General features: G+C 51.8%; 22 protein-coding genes and 1 pseudogene. 11 read left to right on the top strand and 12 right to left on the bottom strand.

Annotation, left to right across the window (positions count from 1 at the left end):
- Positions 1-7 precede the first annotated feature (7 nt).
- From LIW51_RS36630 to LIW51_RS36650, 5 genes are all read left to right on the top strand, one after another.
- Positions 8-313, top strand: coding sequence for a DUF8036 family membrane protein (locus LIW51_RS36630; RefSeq protein WP_227380801.1), 306 nt, complete (start codon positions 8-10; stop codon positions 311-313).
- A gap of 169 nt (positions 314-482) precedes the next feature.
- Entirely contained in the window at positions 483-1,229 is a 747-nt protein-coding gene (locus LIW51_RS36635) for a ferritin-like domain-containing protein (protein ID WP_227380802.1), read from the top strand.
- Between the two features lie 300 nt (positions 1,230-1,529).
- Positions 1,530-1,877 carry a DsbA family protein gene (locus LIW51_RS39755; RefSeq protein WP_227380808.1) on the top strand — a complete coding sequence of 116 codons (348 nt, stop codon included), beginning with the start codon at positions 1,530-1,532 and terminating at the stop codon, positions 1,875-1,877.
- Between the two features lie 536 nt (positions 1,878-2,413).
- Positions 2,414-3,043, top strand: a complete 630-nt coding sequence (locus LIW51_RS36645) for a DUF4397 domain-containing protein (RefSeq protein WP_227380549.1) — start codon at positions 2,414-2,416, stop codon at positions 3,041-3,043.
- 50 nt (positions 3,044-3,093) lie between these two features.
- Positions 3,094-3,726 carry a hypothetical protein gene (locus tag LIW51_RS36650; RefSeq protein ID WP_227380550.1) on the top strand — a complete coding sequence of 211 codons (633 nt, stop codon included), beginning with the start codon at positions 3,094-3,096 and terminating at the stop codon, positions 3,724-3,726.
- Between the two features lie 34 nt (positions 3,727-3,760).
- Here the strand turns inward: LIW51_RS36650 and LIW51_RS36655 are convergent, their stop codons facing one another.
- Positions 3,761-4,099 carry a Gfo/Idh/MocA family protein gene (locus tag LIW51_RS36655; RefSeq protein WP_438267517.1) on the bottom strand — a complete coding sequence of 113 codons (339 nt, stop codon included), beginning with the start codon at positions 4,097-4,099 and terminating at the stop codon, positions 3,761-3,763.
- Between the two features lie 19 nt (positions 4,100-4,118).
- Here LIW51_RS36655 and LIW51_RS36660 point away from each other — a divergent pair, with 19 nt between their 5' ends.
- Together LIW51_RS36660 and LIW51_RS36665 are read left to right on the top strand one after the other, a co-directional pair.
- Positions 4,119-4,313, top strand: coding sequence for a hypothetical protein (locus LIW51_RS36660; RefSeq protein ID WP_227380552.1), 195 nt, complete (start codon positions 4,119-4,121; stop codon positions 4,311-4,313).
- A 194-nt stretch (positions 4,314-4,507) separates the two neighbouring features.
- A complete protein-coding gene (locus LIW51_RS36665) occupies positions 4,508-5,311 on the top strand; it encodes an alpha/beta fold hydrolase (RefSeq protein ID WP_227380553.1) in 804 nt (267 codons plus the stop codon).
- Between the two features lie 96 nt (positions 5,312-5,407).
- Here LIW51_RS36665 and LIW51_RS36670 read toward each other — a convergent pair.
- Positions 5,408-5,995 (bottom strand): annotated as a pseudogene (locus LIW51_RS36670) (molybdopterin-dependent oxidoreductase); the annotation flags it as partial.
- A gap of 897 nt (positions 5,996-6,892) precedes the next feature.
- Here LIW51_RS36670 and LIW51_RS36675 point away from each other — a divergent pair.
- Positions 6,893-7,228 (top strand): hypothetical protein, encoded by a 336-nt coding sequence (locus LIW51_RS36675; RefSeq protein ID WP_227380554.1) that lies wholly within the window; start codon positions 6,893-6,895, stop codon positions 7,226-7,228.
- A gap of 29 nt (positions 7,229-7,257) precedes the next feature.
- Here the strand turns inward: LIW51_RS36675 and LIW51_RS36680 are convergent, their stop codons facing one another.
- From LIW51_RS36680 to LIW51_RS36685, 3 genes are all read right to left on the bottom strand, one after another.
- The gene (locus LIW51_RS36680; RefSeq protein WP_227380555.1) at positions 7,258-7,980 is read right to left on the bottom strand and encodes a ferritin-like domain-containing protein; all 723 of its coding nucleotides are present in this window, start codon (positions 7,978-7,980) and stop codon (positions 7,258-7,260) included.
- A gap of 277 nt (positions 7,981-8,257) precedes the next feature.
- Positions 8,258-8,440 carry a helix-turn-helix transcriptional regulator gene (locus LIW51_RS40330; RefSeq protein ID WP_438267505.1) on the bottom strand — a complete coding sequence of 61 codons (183 nt, stop codon included), beginning with the start codon at positions 8,438-8,440 and terminating at the stop codon, positions 8,258-8,260.
- Between the two features lie 488 nt (positions 8,441-8,928).
- Positions 8,929-9,312 carry a helix-turn-helix domain-containing protein gene (locus tag LIW51_RS36685; RefSeq protein WP_227380556.1) on the bottom strand — a complete coding sequence of 128 codons (384 nt, stop codon included), beginning with the start codon at positions 9,310-9,312 and terminating at the stop codon, positions 8,929-8,931.
- Between the two features lie 136 nt (positions 9,313-9,448).
- Between LIW51_RS36685 and LIW51_RS36690 the strand changes: the two genes are divergently transcribed.
- Positions 9,449-9,937, top strand: coding sequence for a histidine kinase (locus LIW51_RS36690; protein ID WP_227380557.1), 489 nt, complete (start codon positions 9,449-9,451; stop codon positions 9,935-9,937).
- Positions 9,938-10,169: 232 nt separating this feature from the next.
- Here LIW51_RS36690 and LIW51_RS36695 read toward each other — a convergent pair whose 3' ends face one another.
- The 4 genes from LIW51_RS36695 to LIW51_RS36710 all read right to left on the bottom strand — a co-directional run bounded on the left by LIW51_RS36695 (position 10,170) and on the right by LIW51_RS36710 (position 14,619).
- Entirely contained in the window at positions 10,170-11,057 is an 888-nt protein-coding gene (locus tag LIW51_RS36695; RefSeq protein WP_227380558.1) for an NAD-dependent epimerase/dehydratase family protein, read from the bottom strand.
- Positions 11,058-11,260: 203 nt separating this feature from the next.
- A complete protein-coding gene (locus LIW51_RS36700; RefSeq protein WP_227380809.1) occupies positions 11,261-11,743 on the bottom strand; it encodes a peroxiredoxin family protein in 483 nt (160 codons plus the stop codon).
- A gap of 184 nt (positions 11,744-11,927) precedes the next feature.
- Positions 11,928-12,551 (bottom strand): DUF2238 domain-containing protein, encoded by a 624-nt coding sequence (locus LIW51_RS40620; protein WP_497007428.1) that lies wholly within the window; start codon positions 12,549-12,551, stop codon positions 11,928-11,930.
- Entirely contained in the window at positions 12,472-14,619 is a 2,148-nt protein-coding gene (locus LIW51_RS36710; protein ID WP_227380559.1) for a cation:proton antiporter, read from the bottom strand. The genes LIW51_RS40620 and LIW51_RS36710 overlap by 80 nt, the downstream gene beginning before the upstream one ends.
- A gap of 586 nt (positions 14,620-15,205) precedes the next feature.
- Here LIW51_RS36710 and LIW51_RS36715 point away from each other — a divergent pair.
- Positions 15,206-15,373, top strand: coding sequence for a hypothetical protein (locus LIW51_RS36715; protein WP_227380560.1), 168 nt, complete (start codon positions 15,206-15,208; stop codon positions 15,371-15,373).
- 369 nt (positions 15,374-15,742) lie between these two features.
- On the opposite strand, the gene LIW51_RS36720 is transcribed toward LIW51_RS36715, so the two are convergent.
- Genes LIW51_RS36720 through LIW51_RS36730 form a run of 3 tightly spaced genes read right to left on the bottom strand, consistent with a single transcriptional unit; the run spans position 15,743 to position 17,399 of the window.
- Positions 15,743-16,792, bottom strand: coding sequence for an FAD-binding oxidoreductase (locus LIW51_RS36720; protein ID WP_227380561.1), 1,050 nt, complete (start codon positions 16,790-16,792; stop codon positions 15,743-15,745).
- Between the two features lie 10 nt (positions 16,793-16,802).
- Positions 16,803-17,072, bottom strand: coding sequence for a hypothetical protein (locus LIW51_RS36725; RefSeq protein WP_227380562.1), 270 nt, complete (start codon positions 17,070-17,072; stop codon positions 16,803-16,805).
- 54 nt (positions 17,073-17,126) lie between these two features.
- Positions 17,127-17,399 (bottom strand): hypothetical protein, encoded by a 273-nt coding sequence (locus tag LIW51_RS36730; protein ID WP_227380563.1) that lies wholly within the window; start codon positions 17,397-17,399, stop codon positions 17,127-17,129.
- Positions 17,400-17,758: 359 nt separating this feature from the next.
- Here LIW51_RS36730 and LIW51_RS36735 point away from each other — a divergent pair, with 359 nt between their 5' ends.
- Positions 17,759-19,057: a TIGR00341 family protein gene (locus LIW51_RS36735; RefSeq protein ID WP_227380564.1), complete on the top strand. Its 1,299-nt coding sequence runs from the start codon at positions 17,759-17,761 to the stop codon at positions 19,055-19,057.
- Positions 19,058-19,061: the final 4 nt, after the last annotated feature.

Below are 19,061 nucleotides of genomic sequence, written 5' to 3' on the forward strand. Positions count from 1 at the left end.
TAGATAAATGGCGATTTGGATTGACGCACTCCGCATCACGATCGGTGTCAATCTCCTCCTGATAGTGGCATTGCTCTCCGTGTGGGGCCGGAATTACATACAATTCCGCTCGAAGCACGCACTCGGTCTCTTTGTGTTTGGCGTGATGTTGTTCGCGGAGAATGCGCTTGCGCTGTACTTTTTCCTGTTTGATCCCGTGCTCCATCTCTGGTTTTCCCAGCAAATGCCAGTGATCGCCCAACGGGCGATCATGCTCATTCGTATCTTCGAGACGATTGCGCTCGTCTTTCTCACCTGGATCACTTGGGATTGAATCGTGCAGTCGTAGTCAGGGTCGGTGATTGTTCCAGCACTTCTCAGAGATCGCGTGTCAGGACTGTCCTTCTGTGGTTTTTGGGTTGAATTTGGGTGAGAATCCGGGAATCGTTCTTGTACTACATGCTAGTATCTAAGGGTGTACCGAACGGGTACACTGATCGATCATGACTCAGGATCCAACTGACGGAATGGACGCGAAAAGTATCGAACAAGCAAACACGAGCATGCGTGAGCAACTCAGTTCACGTCGCACGTTCCTCGCTGGTGCTGCAGCTGTCGGTGCGGCTGGCGTCTCTGGCCTCGGCATGGGAACGGCCGGTGCTGAGGATGACGGGATGAGTGGCGGCAACAATGGAAGTAGAAACCAATCTGGTGGCAATGGAAACAGCATGAGCGACGTTGATATTCTGAATTACGCACTGACCCTCGAACACCTGGAAGCAACCTTCTACCAGGAAGGTCTCGGAAAATTCTCGGCCGACGACTTCATGAACGCTGACCTGGGCTGCGGCGTCTGTGACGAGGTACGAGAACAGATCCCAGAGCAGGTCAAAATCGTTGGTCAACACGAAGCAGCACACGTTGACCAGCTCACGAAGGTAATTAAGAAACTCGGTGGTACACCCGTCGAAGCGGCCGAGTATGACTTTGGCTACAAAACGCCGAGCGAATTCCTGGGCGTGGCGATGGCACTCGAAAACACAGGAGTTGCTGCCTACGCGGGTGCGGCACCCTCGATCCAGAACAGCGACCTCCTGGCGGCTGCCCTGAGCATCCACAGTGTTGAGGCTCGTCACGCTGCAGTCTTCAACGGTGTGAACATGGAGTCGCCGTACCCGAACGCCTTCGACGAGGCAAAATCGATGGAAGAAGTCAAAAAGATCGCTGGCCAGTTCATCGTCTCGGAGTAATCGATAGACGTTCCAAGCCGAGTCACACAATAAAACAAATTTTATCGAATCATGTCAGAGGATAGTTCACGACGGCGGATTCTACAATTGCTCGGAGCCACGGCGACCACATCCCTCAGTGGATGTGCAAGTATCTTTGGTCAACACGAAACCACGGCCACAACCACAACAGATCAGCAGACAACGACAGCAGTCGACATCCCGACACCAACCACAACGGAACGCAAAATCGAATCTCCGTCTGGCGTCGTTAGTGACGGTACAGTTCCAAAATCCCCTGCAAACTATTCCTACGCACGAATGGGAGCAGCCACCGCACCAGTCACTGCAACGATCTATGGTAGTTGGAAGTGTACCTATACACAGGACTTTGTCCAAACCCTTCTACAGACGATTATACAGGAACTTGTACAATCAGGACAGGTTTCGCTCGTCTTCCGCGAAGTCGCATACCGAGATGGCAAACCATTTCACGGCCCAGATGAACTCACTGCTGGGCATGCTGGGCTTGCTGTTTGGAATCACGCTCCAGAGTCGTATTGGTCGTATTTCGCCACTGTCTTTGCGAATCAACAGGCAGGGTCCGAATCATGGGCAACTGCTGATCAACTGCTCGCGTTAGCAAAAGCTGCTGGCATCCCAAATTAGAAGCAGATCCATCGTGAAATCAAGCAGGGTGCCTATCAGTCGGAGCTCAAACAGACGATGGAACAGGTCGCTAAGTTGGGGCTAGGAGCTGTGCCACGGGTTGTTGTCAATGAAACCGTGACTGCACCAACTGTCAATCCTCAAGCAACGACTACCCAGCTCAAACAGGCACTTGCAAACACGAACTGATTCTGTTGAGTAGCACTCTTACTGGCCAGTGGCGAGTGTTGGGTTGCTCTCTCAATAGAATTGCGGTGGTTAGTAATGGCAGGGATCCTCCGATGAGCCGATTGTGCTATGGTTGTGGTGGTAAATTTGAGTTGAATTTGGGTGGGAATTCGGAAAACACTCTTTGAAAATAGAGACCGGTACTACAATGAATCACGATGACTGACCCAACTCGTCGGACCCTCCTGGGAATTGGCGCTAGTGTAACTACAGCAGCACTCGGTAGCACTCGGCTAGTCCACGCAAAGACCCAATCAAGGACTCGTTCGAACCAGACAGCACGCAATTCGGCACAGAAAGATAGCCGTATGGATAAGGGCCGAATACGGATCATCCATCTCTCACCGGACGCACCACCGGTCGATGTGTATCTCAATGAGACACTTCTCTATCAGGATGTCACTCCGTTCAACACGGGAAGCAGCTATGTGAATGTTAAAACAGGAACACATAGGGTTACATTCGTCCCCGCTGGGAAAGGGCTCGGTGAGGCAGTAATCGATACTCGAGTGACCATACAAGCGAATGACTATACACTTGCTGCCATTGGGGAAGTTGCTGGGTGTACTGATACCCCACTTCGGCTAGTGCAGTTCACCGATAACAATAGCGGACTTAAGCAGAACAGGGCACGACTGCGCTTGGTTCACGCATCTCCAGATGCGTCTGGAGTTGATGTCACAACCGCAGAGAAAGGACGTACACTCTTCGAGAACGTAGAGTTTGGTGATGGCGAGTACGCGACCCTCCCTGTTGGTGACTATACAGTGTCTGTTGGGACGACAGAGGGTGACTGTGGTGGGACGAATGCTCAGTTTCCCCTAATGCTGCGTGGTGGGCGAATTTATACCGCGTTTCTTGAGGGGTACCTGACTCCGGACAACGAACCAGCAAATAAATCGCTTGTCCTTGCTCTTTCCCCACCAATAACGCCATAATCCGAGGCCCTCCAGAGTAGATCGATGAGCAGCTAATCACTATCATCCAAATGAGTAAAAAAGATCCGAATCAAACATTTAATCGCGTCTTCATCGGTGTAGGGATCGTTTTGTTTAGTATTGGTATTAGCATGACCGGTCTGGGGAGCACACTTCTGGGATCGTCTGGTCCAAGTGGAGGGAATACGGCAGTCAATATATCACCACATGAATCAGGAGCCGTTACGACAATTCAGCAATCAACGAAGCGAACAACCACTACAAAAACACCGATCACCACGCAAACGTCTCCACCAACACAGTTGAGTACACTAACAGCGATATCCTCGACGACATCGACACCAACAGAAACGACGAACATAGCCAAGACATCAACGTCAGAGTCAGGAACAACTCAACAAAATCCGACTACTACACAGAATAGCAGAAACACGATGCACTCGAATCCAGAGATGGGTACAGCAACAGAACAAGAGTCGGGAACAACGACGACGGTGATACCGAATCAGTCCAATCGTGATGTCGCTGCAGGAGACCACGCTGGTGAAACCCATCCATCACCTCGTGGTCCCGAGAACCACCCCAATGCGTGGACAAAGGGAGATTTGCTGGCGCTGTTCACATTATGTTTCGGCGGCTTGCTTCTTGTGGGTCCGACTGTCTACTCGTATTTGCCTGTGTAGAAAGAAATGCGTACGAATCGACGATCTCTTCGTCTTATTGGTCGACGATGAATTGACCTGCTGCAGCGAGTACTTCCTCCATGGTTTTCGGCTCGTCGAACGCCATTGGGAATAGCACATCTGCATTGAGAATGTTGAGATACGAAGCGTACAGGACTTCGACCGTCGCAATCGTCGCGCCTGCGGTCTGGAGATCCGGATTTTCGATCAACGCGATCGCACCATTGTTGCCGAGACGCCGAGGTTCTTGACCGAACGCCTCTTGATTCGATGTCAGTTTGACTTGAACAGCAACTGGATCACGATCCAGTAAGTATTGAAGCGCGTTCAACGGGTAGATTCCGAGATCGATCAATGCGCCGCTACCTGCAATCTCGGGGTCGAGACGCCACGTGTTGGTTTTCGAGACGTTCGAGACGGTCTCGTATCCGGGTGAGCCGGCGGAGGTCGTCCTCGCGTGGACTGTCGTCGATGGGGATGTAGTGGCTGGCACGAACAACGGTCGCCTCATCAACCGCGATTCAGATGGAGCGTGGACCGATGCGGGACAGGTTCCAGCTGGGATTCGGTTGCTGGTCGTCTACTGAACTGATTCGACTGCTACAGTATCGGCTCGTGATAGACTATCACTTCCGACCACGTGAAAAGAGACAGGTTTAGTGCATGGCCGGGAGTCGGATCGGGGACCGAATTACTCGCGAGCCGGACTTTTTTATTGAGGCGTCGGTGTGTCGCACAACAGCCCGAACCAATATACATGTTGCCGGTGAAGATACGGAGTATGCCTCACATCGAAGTCGAGAACGAAGTCGACGTCTTCGTGCGTGACCTCGGTGCGGGCGATCCGATCGTCTTTCTGCACGGCTGGCCGCTCAACCACCGGATGTTCGAGTATCAGTTCCATCACCTCCTCGAGGAGGGCTTTCGATGTATCGGTATCGACCTCCGCGGGTACGGCGAGTCGGACAAACCGTACGGCGATTACAGCTACGACCGCTTCGCCGACGACGTACGTGCGGTTCTCGACGAACTGGCCGTCGAGGGAGTGACGCTAGCCGGCTTCTCGATGGGTGGGGGCACTGCCACGCACTACATGAGCCGCCACGACGAGGCTCGCGTCGACAATCTGGCGCTGATTTCCGCCGCGAGCCCGGTCATCACCGAGAAACCGGACTTCCCCGAGGGCCTCGCCGAGTCGGAAGTGAACCCGCTTATCGAGGGCGCACGGACCGACCGGGCGAAGATGAACGCCGACTTCGACGAGATGCTGTTCCACACTGAGCAGAGCGACGAGATGATGGACTGGATCTGGAGCCTCGGGATGGAGGCTTCCGGGCAAGCGACAGTCGCCTCCGCCAAGACCTGGCGCGACGCCGACCTCCGGCCGGACATGGCCGATATCACTGTCCCGACAAAAGTTTACCACGGCGTCCACGACGAGGTCACCCCTATCGAGATAACTGGCGAGGTGCTCGCCGAGGGCATCGAGAACGCCGACCTGGTCCGCTTCGAGAACAGCGGTCACGGCCTCGTCGCCGACGAGACGGAGAAGATCAACGAGGAACTGGCCGACTTCGCTGGCTGACCGGCCGCACGTCCGATCGTACGCGAATCACTTGCTTCGATTTGCTCGCTAAGGCTGGAGGAAGGTCAATAACGCGGCCTTCATCACGGGGAGTTTTTACGACTTGATTGTTTTCGACACCCAGCCGGTCGCCCCGCTCGGAAATAGCCCATCGTCTTCCCTGGGCTGGAGCGTTCCGGTCCCGTCGACCGCGCAGACCACGACCTCGTGAGCGCCTGTCGGTGGCTCGTAGGTGTACGCCCACTGCCGCCACACGTCGTCGCTGGCCTCCGTGAGCGGCTCTGAAAGCCGTGCGTCGGTCCACGACGCACCACTATCGGTGGAAACTTCGACCCGCTTGATACCTCGCGTCCCCGCGTTCGCGTACCCGCCAACCGTGACGCGCCCGTCGTCGTGATGATTGATCGCATGAAGCTTCGTGACCGTGTTCACGGGCCCGGCGTCGTGCCAGCCGCGTTTCTCCCAGGATCCCTTCGCTGGCCGTTCGAGAATTTCGATCTCGTTGAGCCATTTGACGTTGATCTCCCCCAGTGCCCGAAATCAATGCGCGTGCTAGATACCCGTGCTGACGTGGGAGTACCTGGCCGTCATTCCGGTAGGCTAACAACCCCGTGCGCAGCGCCCGCTCGGAAACTCCTTGTAGTAGCCGTCGACCGACCGTAGCATAACGAACTCGCCCTGGAGATTCGGAACAACTACGTCGCCTATGACTTCGCGTAGTGGCTACCAGTACAAGCAGAAATCGAGAACCGTGCTCGTACTCATGGATGGCTGCGACCGGGCGAGACGGAAGGCCGAGTGGGAGGGTGTCTTTACTGATTCGTCAAGAACAACGGTTCATCACATCGACATCCTTGACTGCCTTGATTCAGGTGTGATCTCCCGAAGATACAGCCGAGACACCCAGAACGAAGATCGAAAACGACCATCCACAAGCGCATCGTTGTCTCATGCGATGACTCAGAATCAAAAGTATACGCCCGAGATCGATGGGCTCCATGGCGTGCCTAGTGAGGCACTCCTCAACTACATTGTGGCGAATGGAATCGACCGCGTTGTCATCTGTATGCGCGAGATGTCGAACCCTGATCGATCATTCATTGTCGTATATTAGCCATGATAAGCCGTTCTGCAGCCGTTCCTGTGACAATTATCGGTAATAGGAATGAATGGCTCTGTTGAAATCTTTCAGAGTTGATATTGAGGAGAGCTACTCTTCCCACAAGGTTCACCGGATGCAGTTGGAAACGAGCTCTTCAGCAAATCGCCAGGCGTGAAGAGGGTTTCAACAGAGCCGGATGAATGGGTGTATTGAGACGGTATGTAGACGTGTTCGATTTTATTCCAGTTCATCCCGTGGAGTAGACGCTACACCAGTCATCGGGTTCAATATCACCTTCCACCCGGCTACAGGGTTCCCCGTATCTCTGCCGTCTTCTGGCGGAATGTAGTACTGGCAGTTCGAATTTTGTTGATTTCCCTTGGGATGTTCTTGACTACTACAGTCCTTAGTCGGCAGAGTAATCGCTGGACGAAAGAGACAGCCCTTGCATCCCATTATTTGTGGGTGACTCTGTTTTCTTGAAAGATCTCTCTCTGCGGTGGTGGCAGCGACGAAGCAGACGCGCAGTGATCGCCTGCAAATCACTGTTTCGAGCTCACTGGAGCGAGGTATTCCGATTTGATCTGGTCGCCCTCCCGCCACTGGACGTAGTAATACTGGGTATCGTCGATCGTGACGAAGACGATCGACGCGGTGGCCGGGACGCCTTTTGTAAAAATCTCATCCCAGTTAATGGCATCCGCCGGAATGCCTTCCTTGTGTACTTTGGCGGCGAGTTCGTCGACCGTCGCCGGGTCGACGTCGTGGTCAAGACCAGCCCAAAGCCACCGTTCTCATGGTCTCTATTTATCTGATAAAAGCAATTGACAGGGAACGGTTCCTGTTATTGGTCGACGATGAACTGGCTCGCCGCCGCAAGTACCTCCTCCATCGGGAGCGGCTCGTCAAACGCCCGTGGGAAGGGCACATCCTGATTAAGGATGTTGAGATAGGACGCATGGCGCGCTTCGACAGTTGCAATCGTTGCACCTGCCGTCACGAGATCTGGATTGTCGATGAGCGCAATTGCACCATCATACGCCGACACACCGAGGTTTTCGAACGTCTGAGCAAGCGCGAAGTACTGTTGAACCGTCTCGAACGGGAATTCAAACTGTAGCCCTGAGACGGGCTCACCGCCGAGATCGGTGATAACCTCAGTGAGCCGATCGACGTGCGTCTGTTCGTGGTCGCGAATGAGGTTTAAGTAGTCGTACGTCGAGAACTGCAGCGACTTGCCCAGGCGCTTTGCTGCGGCGGAGCTCTCGACCTCACACTCGCTGAACTTCTGCTGGCCTTGTGTGTAGAATGTCGCTTCCAACTTCTCGAGCGTGAGCGCGTAATTCAACACCTCAATGTCGGTGACATCGTCCTCACCATTGCTCGCCATACCGTCTTCCTGGGCGCTACCGAGGCCGGTTGCGGCAACCGAGAGGGCAGCCGCACCGGTAGCGGTTTTCCCGAGGAACTCGCGTCGGGAATTGAGTTGTTCTGTTGCGTCTGTACACAGGTCTGCGACCGAGTCGATCGGCCGGTCGTCCGTTGGGGAGTCGTTGTCAGAGGTCATAACTGGTACCGAATTCGGTTCGGCGGCGGATACTGCGTCTGTGGCAGTAGTGCCGCCGTCGACAGACATCCGAGAACGCTAATAATAAAGAGCCGCGACAGTTCAGTGAAGCATCAGTTGGCTAACGTTGATAGCGCGCGATTATCCACATTGTAGCCCCTGCCAGTACAATCTATATAGCAATACAAGCACGACATGTTCTTGGTTATCCCATGCCTACGGATTCTTTCGATTCCCGCATGCAGTCCTTGCTGGAGGCATCGGAACCAATCGAAAATTAATTCCGCTTATCGTTTCTTGAGGAGCAAGCAGTGTCGGGTCCGTGGTCAGCGAGAAAGACGATTTTCTCCCGACCAACGTGAATTCGAGTAATATGGCCTTCAAATTCCATCTCAGAGAGGAGATTACTCAATTTTGAATCCGACCAGTTCGATACCCTTAGAATCTCTTGTTGGTACATCTAGCCCCGGTTCTCCGCCAGAAGCATGACAACCCATTCGGACTCAGCGTCCAGCGTACCAGCATCCGCAAACAGATTTGTTGACGGCAGGTGTTTCTGATATTGAGCAGTAAGCATGGGGAGAGAAAGATAATGACAGAGCAGGAGCGCACCGACAACTCCGACTAGTATACCAATTCCATTCTTAGGTGCGACTGACGGTATCTGGTCGATTGGCATTCTTATCCCCCTCCTCGGCGCCCAGACCATCGGGATGGTCCCAAAGATAACGGCCGGCTCCCAATCAGTGAGATAGCACGAAGGCCCATGACGCTCGGATCAAACCACTCCGTGTTTTCAGAATCTCTCCGAGGAAAATGCAATGTGAACTTTCACTTGTGTAATCGAGAACCGGCTCCAAGAGTAGGCGAATACATCGTTCAAGGCGGTATCAGACTACTGTTGGTGCTATCGAGCCCGATACGAAGAAGAGGTAATTGAGATCCACACTACAAACTGCCGTCTCCAAAGTCATCGATGCGAGTGTGGACATATGCTGACCACTCATCTAGTGTGTAGTGCATCAGGTCTTTCGCCTCGTCGAGTGATGTCGGCTCGTGACGGTACACATGTCCACCATCATCAAGGAGGCGGCGATATCGGCTTGCGAGTCCTTTCTCGCGGAGGGTTGCAAGTGATCGGGAGATATTGGTTCGGTCACGATCAGTCACCGAGGCTAATTCGTCCATTGTACTATTGGGCTGTTCTAGCAGGGTAAGGTAGAGGTGGCTCTCGTGTGGCTGGATTGAAAACACACACCGCAGAACATCCTCAAACCCTGGTTCCTCGGCGAGCATTAACTCTCGAAACCGCTGGGGATCAGGCTCACTCATATGCCGACTTCCACATACTCCGGGATAAATCCTCAGCTACCCGGTATCATGAACCAGCGATTCGTTAGCCACGCGTGTGCGCCAAAGTCGCACACACGCCAAACCACTTTATCGGAGGCACTATAGGTTTTCACCGATGGCTACTGAAACCGACTCCGAGCACGTATCAGACGCCGAAATGACCACGACGGGTGGCTGGCAAGCAGGTGTTATTGCCGGACTGAGTGGTGGCGCAGTGATGGGTGTAATGTTAACCATCGCGATGCGACCCGTCATTGAGCATGCAATTCCAGCGCTGTGGGGGCTTGATGGTGGTCTCGCAGGCTGGATCATCCATATGAGTAATGCAGCGATCTTCGGCGTGATCTTCGCTGCAGTCGCAACACAGCCTAGTGTCCGCAACTACACCACATCACTGGGCCAATCAGCCGTCCTCGGGATTGGGTATGGAGTTGTCCTCTGGATCGTTGCGGCCGTAATTGTGATGCCATTGTGGCTTCAGGCCGTCGGGTTCGCCAATGCACCAGCATTCCCAAACATCAGTATGAAGAGTTTGATGGGACATATCATATACGGACTGGTGCTGGGTCTCGTCTATCCAGCAATACGCGACCGACGAACCTAATCGGCGAGCAACACCAATAGTAACCGAGGCGTTTCAGTGAGCATGATTGCTCGCTGGAACATTGACCAGCCCAAGAATAATTTCACTCGTCTCCGACTGACCTCGCTGGATAGGCACGAAGGTGGTGCAGCCATGACTGTCGTCTCTAGAATTATCTATGGTGGCATCGTCCAGTGGAGTGTGAGCGGGGAAATAATTATTCCACCAACGCGGCCAAAAGTTACAGCTGATACTATTCGACAGTAAGCTGTGGATCGGAGACCGTTTCCGTCGCAGCGGTATTCCACGAGTGTGCTGGCGTCCAATCAAGGAGCTTCTGAGCCTTCTGTGTCGTGAACGCCGACCCGTCACCATCCACGTCGAACGTTCCAGGTACTTCTCCGAAGTACTCAACAATCAACTCTCGTAACGGTCGATCCATGTAGTTCTCCGCTGCCACACCCAAGAATGGTTCGTGGCCATCAAAGTTGGCTTCTAGCCCCGCGTGAACGAGCGATGCGATATCACGCACGTCGACGTACGACCAGAAGTTTCCGACCCCTGCAGAGAGGTCGTCACGGCTGTCAAGACACCGATACTCGTTCGGGTATTGAATCCACGATGGACGGATCGACGCGATCTGGACGCCATATTTCCGTGTAACCATATCTGCAACATTTTCTCCGACGACCTTCGATGTCCCGTAGGAGTCTTCAGGTCGTAGTTCGTGCATTTCGTCTATCGGGAAGTAATCGGGGAGCCACGGCTCTTCGGCGAACGCGGTTCCGTAGGCACTCTCACTCGAAGCCGTGACGATATCAGCACCCACTCTGCCCGCGGTAACCAACATGTTGTACGTCGCCATGACATTGTTCTCGAACACTTCAACTCCAGCGGTTCGCCCCATCGCCGGAACTGCACCCCAGTGGACGACATGATCCGGATTGACATCGGCGACAATGTCTGCTACTTTCCCGAAGTTGGTGAGGTCACACGCACGAAACGTGACGTTCTCTCTCCCTCGGACACCCCACCCGGGATGAGAAAGATCGACGCAGACGACGTCATAATCTGCGTCTGCGAGAGTGTTGACGATCCACCGACCCGACCGACCAAGACCACCGGTTACAAGAGTCGCCATCTGTATTCTCCCAAAAGCGTACCCGCAGTATCGTTGTAAACCTTTGCGTAACAGCAGATCGAGCGCATCGTTCCAATCTAACTTACTGTCGATATGACAATTTAATCGCCACTGCGCGTAATAGTGGCAGGCTGTCCAGTTAACGGAGTTCGTTGCCCAGCACTCTCCCTATCGAAGAACAGGAACCGAATGGAACATGAGACTTACTCGGCGAAGGGGTCTTCGTAGTCGTTTCGAATGAAGTAGCGGATCCAGTTCCCGTACGTGCGATCCGCTGGGTGATTCGCAACTTGTTCGTAGCGAACGACGCCGTCCTCGTCAATGACGTATGTCGCGGCGATGCCAGTCAGACCGTGACTCGTCTGTTCGGTACCGCTGTACTGTTCAGCGACATCGCCGTCGGGATTGGCGAGTAACTGAACATCGAGATCATAGCGATCCCGCATCTCTGTTACCTTCTGGAGTGGATCGGTCACGATGGGTATGACATTCACGTTCTCGTTGAACCAGAGGTCGTACGAGACTTCACTGAATGTCTGGAGCTGCTCTGCACAGAATGAACACCAGTGACCGCGGTTGATGAGCACGATTGCAGGGCCGTTTTCTAGTTTGTCAGGTAGTGAAACAGTGCCTCCACCGGTACTCTGTAACTCGAATTCCGGGGGCTCCGTATTTTCCAACGATATGTATCTGAGTGATAGACCTCGAACCACTTAGACACTTAGGCAGACTATAACTTGGGTTACCAATATTTGATGAGGATACTACAATGGCTCCGAGACAATTTCTTATCCGAAGAGTACTCGCCATATTTCCACTTCCGTTTATGAGGTTATATGGCAGGAAATCTAGAAACGTCGCGAAAAATCGTTATCGGTCTACAGATTCGATCCGCGCGCGCAACTGATCAGAGAGGTCGGTCAAATGGGCGGTTCCAAAGAGTGCGACGAGTAATCCACCGATTGTATTGTAGAACAAGTCGAGGATCGTATCGTCCAATCCATACTGGGTGAGCACCTTTCCGATGCCAAGGAGGCTCGACACGACAGCGACGTAGAACTCAATGAGCTCCCAGATGACACCGAACGCCATCACGAACAACAATAAATAGACGAACATGAACTTTGGTGGCATCACGATGTATTCCGTATGTTCTTCGAGCGCTCGCGTCACAGCATATGCCACGCCGGCGACGAGCGAGGACGACAGCGCGTGAGTCATGTGGTCCCACCACCACGTCGACTGATAGAGACTGAGAAAGCCTACGGCAGGCAACGCCAACGTTCCAAACGCGTGCAAGAACATCGCTACCGTGATCCAGAGTACAATTCCAGCAAGAATAATGGTCGATGTACTAGAGTTCGAGAAGCGAAGGCGAGCGGGACAGCAATGACGAACACGACCTATATAGCTGTTAATCAATTTGGAAGAACTGTCTCTGGTAGGCTTGTTCTTCTTCTGGAAGGTATGCAACAACGACATTGTCGGGCCCATGGCTAGCAAGATGGTGGGGAAGTCGCTTAAGGTATGATTCCCATCCTCGGGCTCCCTCGCGTGGAAGAAGGGCAATGGCAAGATCTCCCTCCTTGAACTGGTCGCTTGTCTCTGAACGGAATGCTCGCCAACTGTTCACTGCTTCGAGTTCAAATGGAACTTCTGGTTCAACTGATGTGATTAAATTTTCATACTGTTCTACTCCGCCATCGATGATAAAATATTGACTAGGGACGCCCAATTGCTCGGTTAGGCGTTTCGCCATAAATACCCCTTGAGACAGGCCAGGATGAGTTGTGATACGGCCCGGGAGCACGATCACAAGCCGTTCTATTGTGTTTATCGGTTCTGCGAGATTTGCTACCAATATAAATTCGTTCGTTCGATCGAGAAGCTGATCGATTGTGGTACCGAACAACCGGTGCCCAAATCGACGCTGATTGTTCCATCCCATGATAACCGTCGTAATCCGGTTATCCTTGATTGCGCGAACAATCCCGGTTACCACGTTTTCTGCGACGCGAGTCTGTGTATCAATCGGAATTTCAGCACTTACGGCGTGTTCTTCTGCTTTTTCGAGTGTTTGCTCTGCATCAGCGACTTCACCTTCTGTCTGTTGGTCTCCGCCTGCTTGCTGATCGTGCGTGTCTGCTCCATCGGCTTCTGAACGATTCGTGGTGGTATAGCGCTTCCCAATATCGAGGTTTTGTCCTTTCTCTTCTACGACGGTGAGCGCGTGAATTGGTTCTTCTGACTCGGATGCATGGAGCAGTATCGAGAGATCCAACAGCGTGCCCGTATTATCTGTATACTTGGTGAGGGGGATCAGGATTCGTTCCGGCGCCTCGCTAGGCTCATACTCCTTCGTTTCTTCAGCTGCAACAACTTCGCGGCCGTATCGCTCCGCAAGATATGGGCTGATTATTCCAGCAATAAGAATCATCAGTACAACCCCATTCACTGTGGCAGTGGTAAATAGGCCGAGATCGGTCCCAATAAATGCGATCGCAAGAGCAGCAGAGGCTTGCCCAGTTGAAAGACCGAACATCGTCAGCCATTCAGGACGCTCGAATCCATAAATACGGCTTGTCAGCCACGCTGCGGCCAATTTCGTTCCAAGCATAATAGCGAGAATTGTCCCAGCAATTACCCATGGCTGAATGCCTTTCAAGAACAGATTTGGCTGGACGATCATTCCTGTTGAAAGTAAGAAAAACGGGATGAAGAGCGCATTGCCGACAAAGTCGATCCTATTTTGTAAAGTGCTTGTTGATGGAATAAGTCGGTTTAGCGTGAGGCCAGCGAGAAACGCGCCAATGATCGGCTCAGCTCCAGCAAGGTTTGCAAGATATGCTGTGACGAAGAGAACTGCCATTACAAAGAGGAACTCGAAGTAACTCTCCTCATCAACATTGCGGAAAAACCACCGTCCAAGTCGTGGGACTGCTATCCAGACCCCAACGAAAAAGATTGCGAGTTTAAGAGTGAATTCAACCCAGAAGAGAATCTCAATATGACTCTGTGAATGTAAATTTTCAATCACTGTGAGGATGAGAAGTGCGACCGTATCAGTCAAAATCGTGGCGCTGATAGTCGTCGTTACCGCGTTATTCTTCACAATATCTAATTGTTCTACGATAGGATATCCAAGAAGCGTATGTGAGGAGAATATAGAGGCAAACAGGATGGCCGCAATGACTGAGAACTGAAGGATCACGACACCACTAATCGTTCCCAGAACCATCGGTAATGAAAACGTTATCAACGCAAATATCGCACTTCGACTTGGATTCTCTAAGAAATCATTGATATCGATTTCGAGCCCAGAGACGAACATAAGATAGAGGAGTCCAACCGTACCGAGCAACACAATTGTGTTGCTCCGGTTGAGAAGACCCAGCGTGTGGGGACCAATAAGCACTCCAACCAGTAACACAGCGATAATCCCGGGTAATTCGAATTGTTCAAGCAAAAGTGGAGCGGTTAGAAAAACAACCATTGCTATAGCAAAAATAAGAACTGGATCATTAAACGGCAAACTGATTGAAGGGAGTCCAGGCACAGCCACTATTGGGTCATTCCCTGCGAGTCGCTTAATTCATTCGTTTTCCGGTAGAGCAGTCATTGTATGGCTATGTCTCTTGTTCATTGTTCTCGGAAATAATAAGGGAGATCATACCCTGTTATTTTCTCCCAAAGTACTAGCCCAATAACAGATGCAAAAAGAAAAGAAACAAACATTACTATCCATGCAATTATTGGAGAGGTGTCTCGAGTTTGCCATCCCAGATAAAACATAGTCATACCACCACCCATTATAAGGCCTAGAAATAGACTCCAACTCCATTTAGATCGTCTATTTTTGACCATGTCAATCACTCTCCGAAGAATTATCCTCTTGTCTGCATCTTATGACTCAGGTAAGTAATCACTATCGGTAGTTGTAGCCATATTTGGTGGTTATTCTAACAGCATTGATAGGATAACAGTCTGCTAAGTCCCCAGAATGCGTGGAGGACAACTGGGATGGCGAAGGCTAACTACTAGATAACGAGTTTCAGCGTGTGGTACTGATCAGTCTCCGTGTCAAAGAAACACCATCATGGGGCTCAGCCTGGCTGCCCAAAAGGCAGTCAGGTGGCGACCTCGCATAGATGTGGCTCCCTCCAGACTGTACCATCCCAGAGGGAACCATGTGCTTCCTTGGAATCAACGTTCATAAACGTGACTCGTACGTCACCGTGTTGGACAATGAGGAGGGAGCTGTCGTCAAAGAGGTTTACGTCAAGGCGGCGCTCAGTGGCCTGTCGCGGCCAGCGTGAGCGATCACTTTATCATCTATGTGTCTCCCGCTGATCAGCCGGCAGAATCCAATCCTTGATGGTGATTCTCTTCACTCTTCGGTCTGATCAACTTCTCACCTCAAGACCTATTTTCGTAAACGTAGTTTGTTGCGGTAGCAGGCTGTCATAGATGTCTAAATAAGCGCCGAACCCAGAAATTCAGGCGCCGAGCGCCTCTCGTCTTGACGGAGATGTCTCGATTCAAGATCGAATCGAAATCCACCGAGACGTGCACTCACGCGCAACGAAAATCGTACATACTTGTCCCGAGAGTAGATGAATTATATCCTAATTGGAAAATAATATTATAATTGGTAGATGGGAAACTAGTGTTAATATACCTCGAAACTATCCATAACTCTCCTTTTTGTAGTGGTTATCGGGCAGATTAAACTGCTCGACGACGTCGGAGACGCTGTTGGCCATCGCACCGATGCCGCAGACGTACACCTCCATCGATGAGGGGTCGATACGTGCATTGATGTCGTAAACGGGCGTTTCCCGTACCCACCCGGCTATCTCCGCGGGCAGGCTATCCGCCGCTGTTTCCTGCTCGTCGAGATACTTGAGAAATGTCTGCTGGACGTATGCCGTCTCGCCAGCCCACTCAGAGAGATATTCTTCACGCGAGCACGTCGGCACGTAGTGGAAGTTTTCCCACTCTGCGGTATACTCGGAAAATTCCTCCCGGTAAGGAAGATGATCTTTCCAGGAAGAGCCTAGAAAGAGCCAAATATCCCGCTTTTCGCCATTGTATTCGTCGCGATTTTCTTCGAAGATATAGTCGATCATGCTCTTGAATGGCGCAACGCCCGTCCCCGTAGCGATAAAGATTACGTCGCGATCCGAGGGTGGCGTGAGGGTGAATTCATCGCCGAACGGTCCGCGGACGAATAGATCGTCACCGACGACCGTCTCGTCACAGAGAGTCGGCGTCAAGTGGCCACCAGGGACACGCCGGATACACAGGTCGACGTCCGTACTGTTTGGCGAACTAGCGATAGAGTAGACTCGAGGCTCCTCATCCTCGTAGCTGATGCGAACGTACTGGCCAGGGACGAATTCAAGTCCGTCCTCTGGCTCGAATTCCAGTTTGAGTAGCGACGGGAATGGGCGTTCGGCTCGCTCTTTCAGCGAACTAAGTCGGTCGCTTAGGTGTTCTTCACCCTGCTGTGAGAGCTCCGAGACGACAGTATTCCATGCTTCATCGTTATCAGTCACGGAGCCGAGTTCTTCGATGTCGACGAAATCTATAAGCCAGTCGCGGTCTGCGTCCAGTACTTTTCTGATCTCACCCTCTCGGTTATGATCCATCGCTGTCGTCTCAACGATGGAGGCGTGCTGGTCGATAATCTCCATAGTCTCGGCCTCCGCCGCGAGTGAACGGTCGGTTGGCATGTGATTCGTATTATTTCGCCGAATCCGGGTTATTTCCTTCGGCCTTTTCGGTAGTATGACCCTCCTCGCCGCTTTTTTCGATGCTCGTTGAGGGTATCGGAGATCGTGAAGTAGTTGCCGGACGCCTCAAGGGCTGCTTCGCTTCCGGCGTACTTCCGAGCGATCTCTTGAGGTTCGCGTCACTCATGTGAACCGCTTCAACAAGCTCTCCTTCAACATCGAACACAGCAATTTTCGTTTCTGTCTTGTAGGTATCGATACTCATGTAGTGATCAATCATGACTTCCTCCTCCGGAGCGTCATCGCTACGGGATCGCAGCCTCGGCTGACCGGGTTAGCCCCCTCCTCGTCCGTCATCTTGTTCCTCCTCAATTTCTTCTGCCGCTTCCACCGTCTCTTCGTCCATATCATCGTCCCCTCCCACTCCGGGGGCGTCGAATAGCGAACGAAGCTCCGCAAGAGTCTCCGCGGACGAAGATTCGTCTTCTTCATCCTCCTCACTTACCGCCTCGGTCTCGTTGCTTTCCCCTTCCTCCTTGCTTCTTCCTTCGGACGTTTCCTCACAGAAACCGAAGGATGGTAACACTATCAACAGCAGGTGGGTCACAATACATCGAATTAGGGATGATAGCCAGGGAGATTCGGAAAGATACTGTTGTGTGATGACAGTGACGATGAAATCTACATGGCAACACTACCGTCCGATAAGTTCTCTACATTAGAGATAACTTTGAAATATATATTTCTAAAAAAGTTTAAACTATGTTTTCCGAACTAAAATAATACATAAACTGCCAGAAATCCTCAGTCAGATGCTAAACTGCGTACTCTTCGAGTTCTATTGTCTGTTTCTCGCGTATGTGCTAGCGGATTGCCCTTCTGAGACCGCCACATCATCCGGTTCTGGACAGTACCTGCCTGTGGACTACCATGTGTTCTATTATCCATCAAGCTCAAAATTAGGCTGTGCGCTCAATTAAAATTCGAGTTCCAGCAGAGAAGCAGGCGGCCGTTTTGGAGATACTTGATGACGAGGGGATCGATTTCGATATTACAACAGAGATAAGCAACCGCAACTATGCAGCCGTGGTCTCTTTTCCACTGCCAACAAACGCGGTTGAACCCGTTCTCGATCGTCTTCGCGAGAATGGCGGTCTCGACGAAGATACCTATATGATCATCGTTGATGCAGAAACCGTCATCGCACCACATTTCGAGTCTCTTAAAGAGCGCTATGCTGCAGAAACTCCGGGTGAAGGGCGTATTGCTCGTGAAGAATTGTACACGAGGGCCAACAATCTAGTGCCTGACTTCGGAACCTATCTCATTATGACGATCATCAGTGCGGTCGTTGCGGCCATCGGTCTACTGGTGAATTCCCCCGCGATTGTCGTTGGTTCGATGGTTATCGCTCCGTTGCTTGGCCCGGCGATGGAGACAAGCGTAGGTACCGTAACGAGCGATCGAGAGATGTTTTTTCATGGCTTAAAACTCCAGCTGATTGGCTTCGCAGTCGCAATCATAAGTGCCATCTTAATCAGTCTACTCGTTAAGACGACAGCTCTCCTTCCGTCTGGGGTTAACGTCGTCGAGCTTAGTCAAGTCAAAGGCCGTCTCTCTCCCGATTTCTTATCACTCATTGTCGCTCTCGGCGCAGGTATCGCGGGCGCGTTATCGCTTTCGACTGGCGTATCAACTGCGCTCGTCGGCGTGATGATTGCCGCTGCACTTATTCCGCCGATAGCGCTCGTTGGGATTGGTATCGCGTGGGGCCTTCCAGTGGTTGTATTTGGATCTAGCATCCTTGTCCTAGTCAACGTTCTTTCAATTAATTTGGCTGCGCTTTTAGTTCTCTGGTATCAAGGATATCGACCGGAACAATGGTTTAAGCGATCGGAAGCGCAGTATGAAACAATTAAACACATATTGATTCTCTTTCTTGGGATTGTCATTCTCTCGGTGGTTCTCGCGAATGTCACATATTCCACTGCCCAGAGCGCTCAATTTGAGCAAAAAGCTAATGCTGAAATTACCGCACTTCTTCATTCACCTGAACATAAACAACTTACACTGCTTAATATGCAAGTTGAATATGGTGGCAAGTTTCCCTTTCAGCATGCAAATCGAATTATTGTCACAGTTGGACACCCTCCCGGAACATCCTACCCCAATCTTGCCACACAAATTGATCGCCGAGTGAGCAACGCAACAGGTCAAGATATCGCTGTCCAAGTACGGTTTGTCGAGATCGATAACACTGATTGAGCAC

This window comes from Haladaptatus halobius (genome assembly GCF_020618475.1).
In the GTDB taxonomy this organism is placed as follows: Archaea; Halobacteriota; Halobacteria; order Halobacteriales; family Haladaptataceae; genus Haladaptatus; species Haladaptatus halobius.

Bases quoted from the DNA above. Each gene is read 5' to 3' on its own strand.
- LIW51_RS36645 (WP_227380549.1), top strand. From the start codon at position 2,414: ATGGATAAGGGCCGAATACGGATCATCCATCTCTCACCGGACGCACCA.
- LIW51_RS36725 (WP_227380562.1), bottom strand. From the start codon at position 17,072: ATGATTGATCACTACATGAGTATCGATACCTACAAGACAGAAACGAAA.
- LIW51_RS36720 (WP_227380561.1), bottom strand. From the start codon at position 16,792: ATGCCAACCGACCGTTCACTCGCGGCGGAGGCCGAGACTATGGAGATT.
- LIW51_RS36690 (WP_227380557.1), top strand. From the start codon at position 9,449: ATGGCTACTGAAACCGACTCCGAGCACGTATCAGACGCCGAAATGACC.
- LIW51_RS39755 (WP_227380808.1), top strand. From the start codon at position 1,530: ATGGGAGCAGCCACCGCACCAGTCACTGCAACGATCTATGGTAGTTGG.
- LIW51_RS36680 (WP_227380555.1), bottom strand. From the start codon at position 7,980: ATGACCTCTGACAACGACTCCCCAACGGACGACCGGCCGATCGACTCG.
- LIW51_RS36630 (WP_227380801.1), top strand. From the start codon at position 8: ATGGCGATTTGGATTGACGCACTCCGCATCACGATCGGTGTCAATCTC.
- LIW51_RS36715 (WP_227380560.1), top strand. From the start codon at position 15,206: ATGTGGCTCCCTCCAGACTGTACCATCCCAGAGGGAACCATGTGCTTC.
- LIW51_RS36695 (WP_227380558.1), bottom strand. From the start codon at position 11,057: ATGGCGACTCTTGTAACCGGTGGTCTTGGTCGGTCGGGTCGGTGGATC.
- LIW51_RS40330 (WP_438267505.1), bottom strand. From the start codon at position 8,440: ATGTACCAACAAGAGATTCTAAGGGTATCGAACTGGTCGGATTCAAAA.
- LIW51_RS36650 (WP_227380550.1), top strand. From the start codon at position 3,094: ATGAGTAAAAAAGATCCGAATCAAACATTTAATCGCGTCTTCATCGGT.
- LIW51_RS36685 (WP_227380556.1), bottom strand. From the start codon at position 9,312: ATGAGTGAGCCTGATCCCCAGCGGTTTCGAGAGTTAATGCTCGCCGAG.
- LIW51_RS40620 (WP_497007428.1), bottom strand. From the start codon at position 12,551: ATGGGCCCGACAATGTCGTTGTTGCATACCTTCCAGAAGAAGAACAAG.
- LIW51_RS36635 (WP_227380802.1), top strand. From the start codon at position 483: ATGACTCAGGATCCAACTGACGGAATGGACGCGAAAAGTATCGAACAA.
- LIW51_RS36665 (WP_227380553.1), top strand. From the start codon at position 4,508: ATGCCTCACATCGAAGTCGAGAACGAAGTCGACGTCTTCGTGCGTGAC.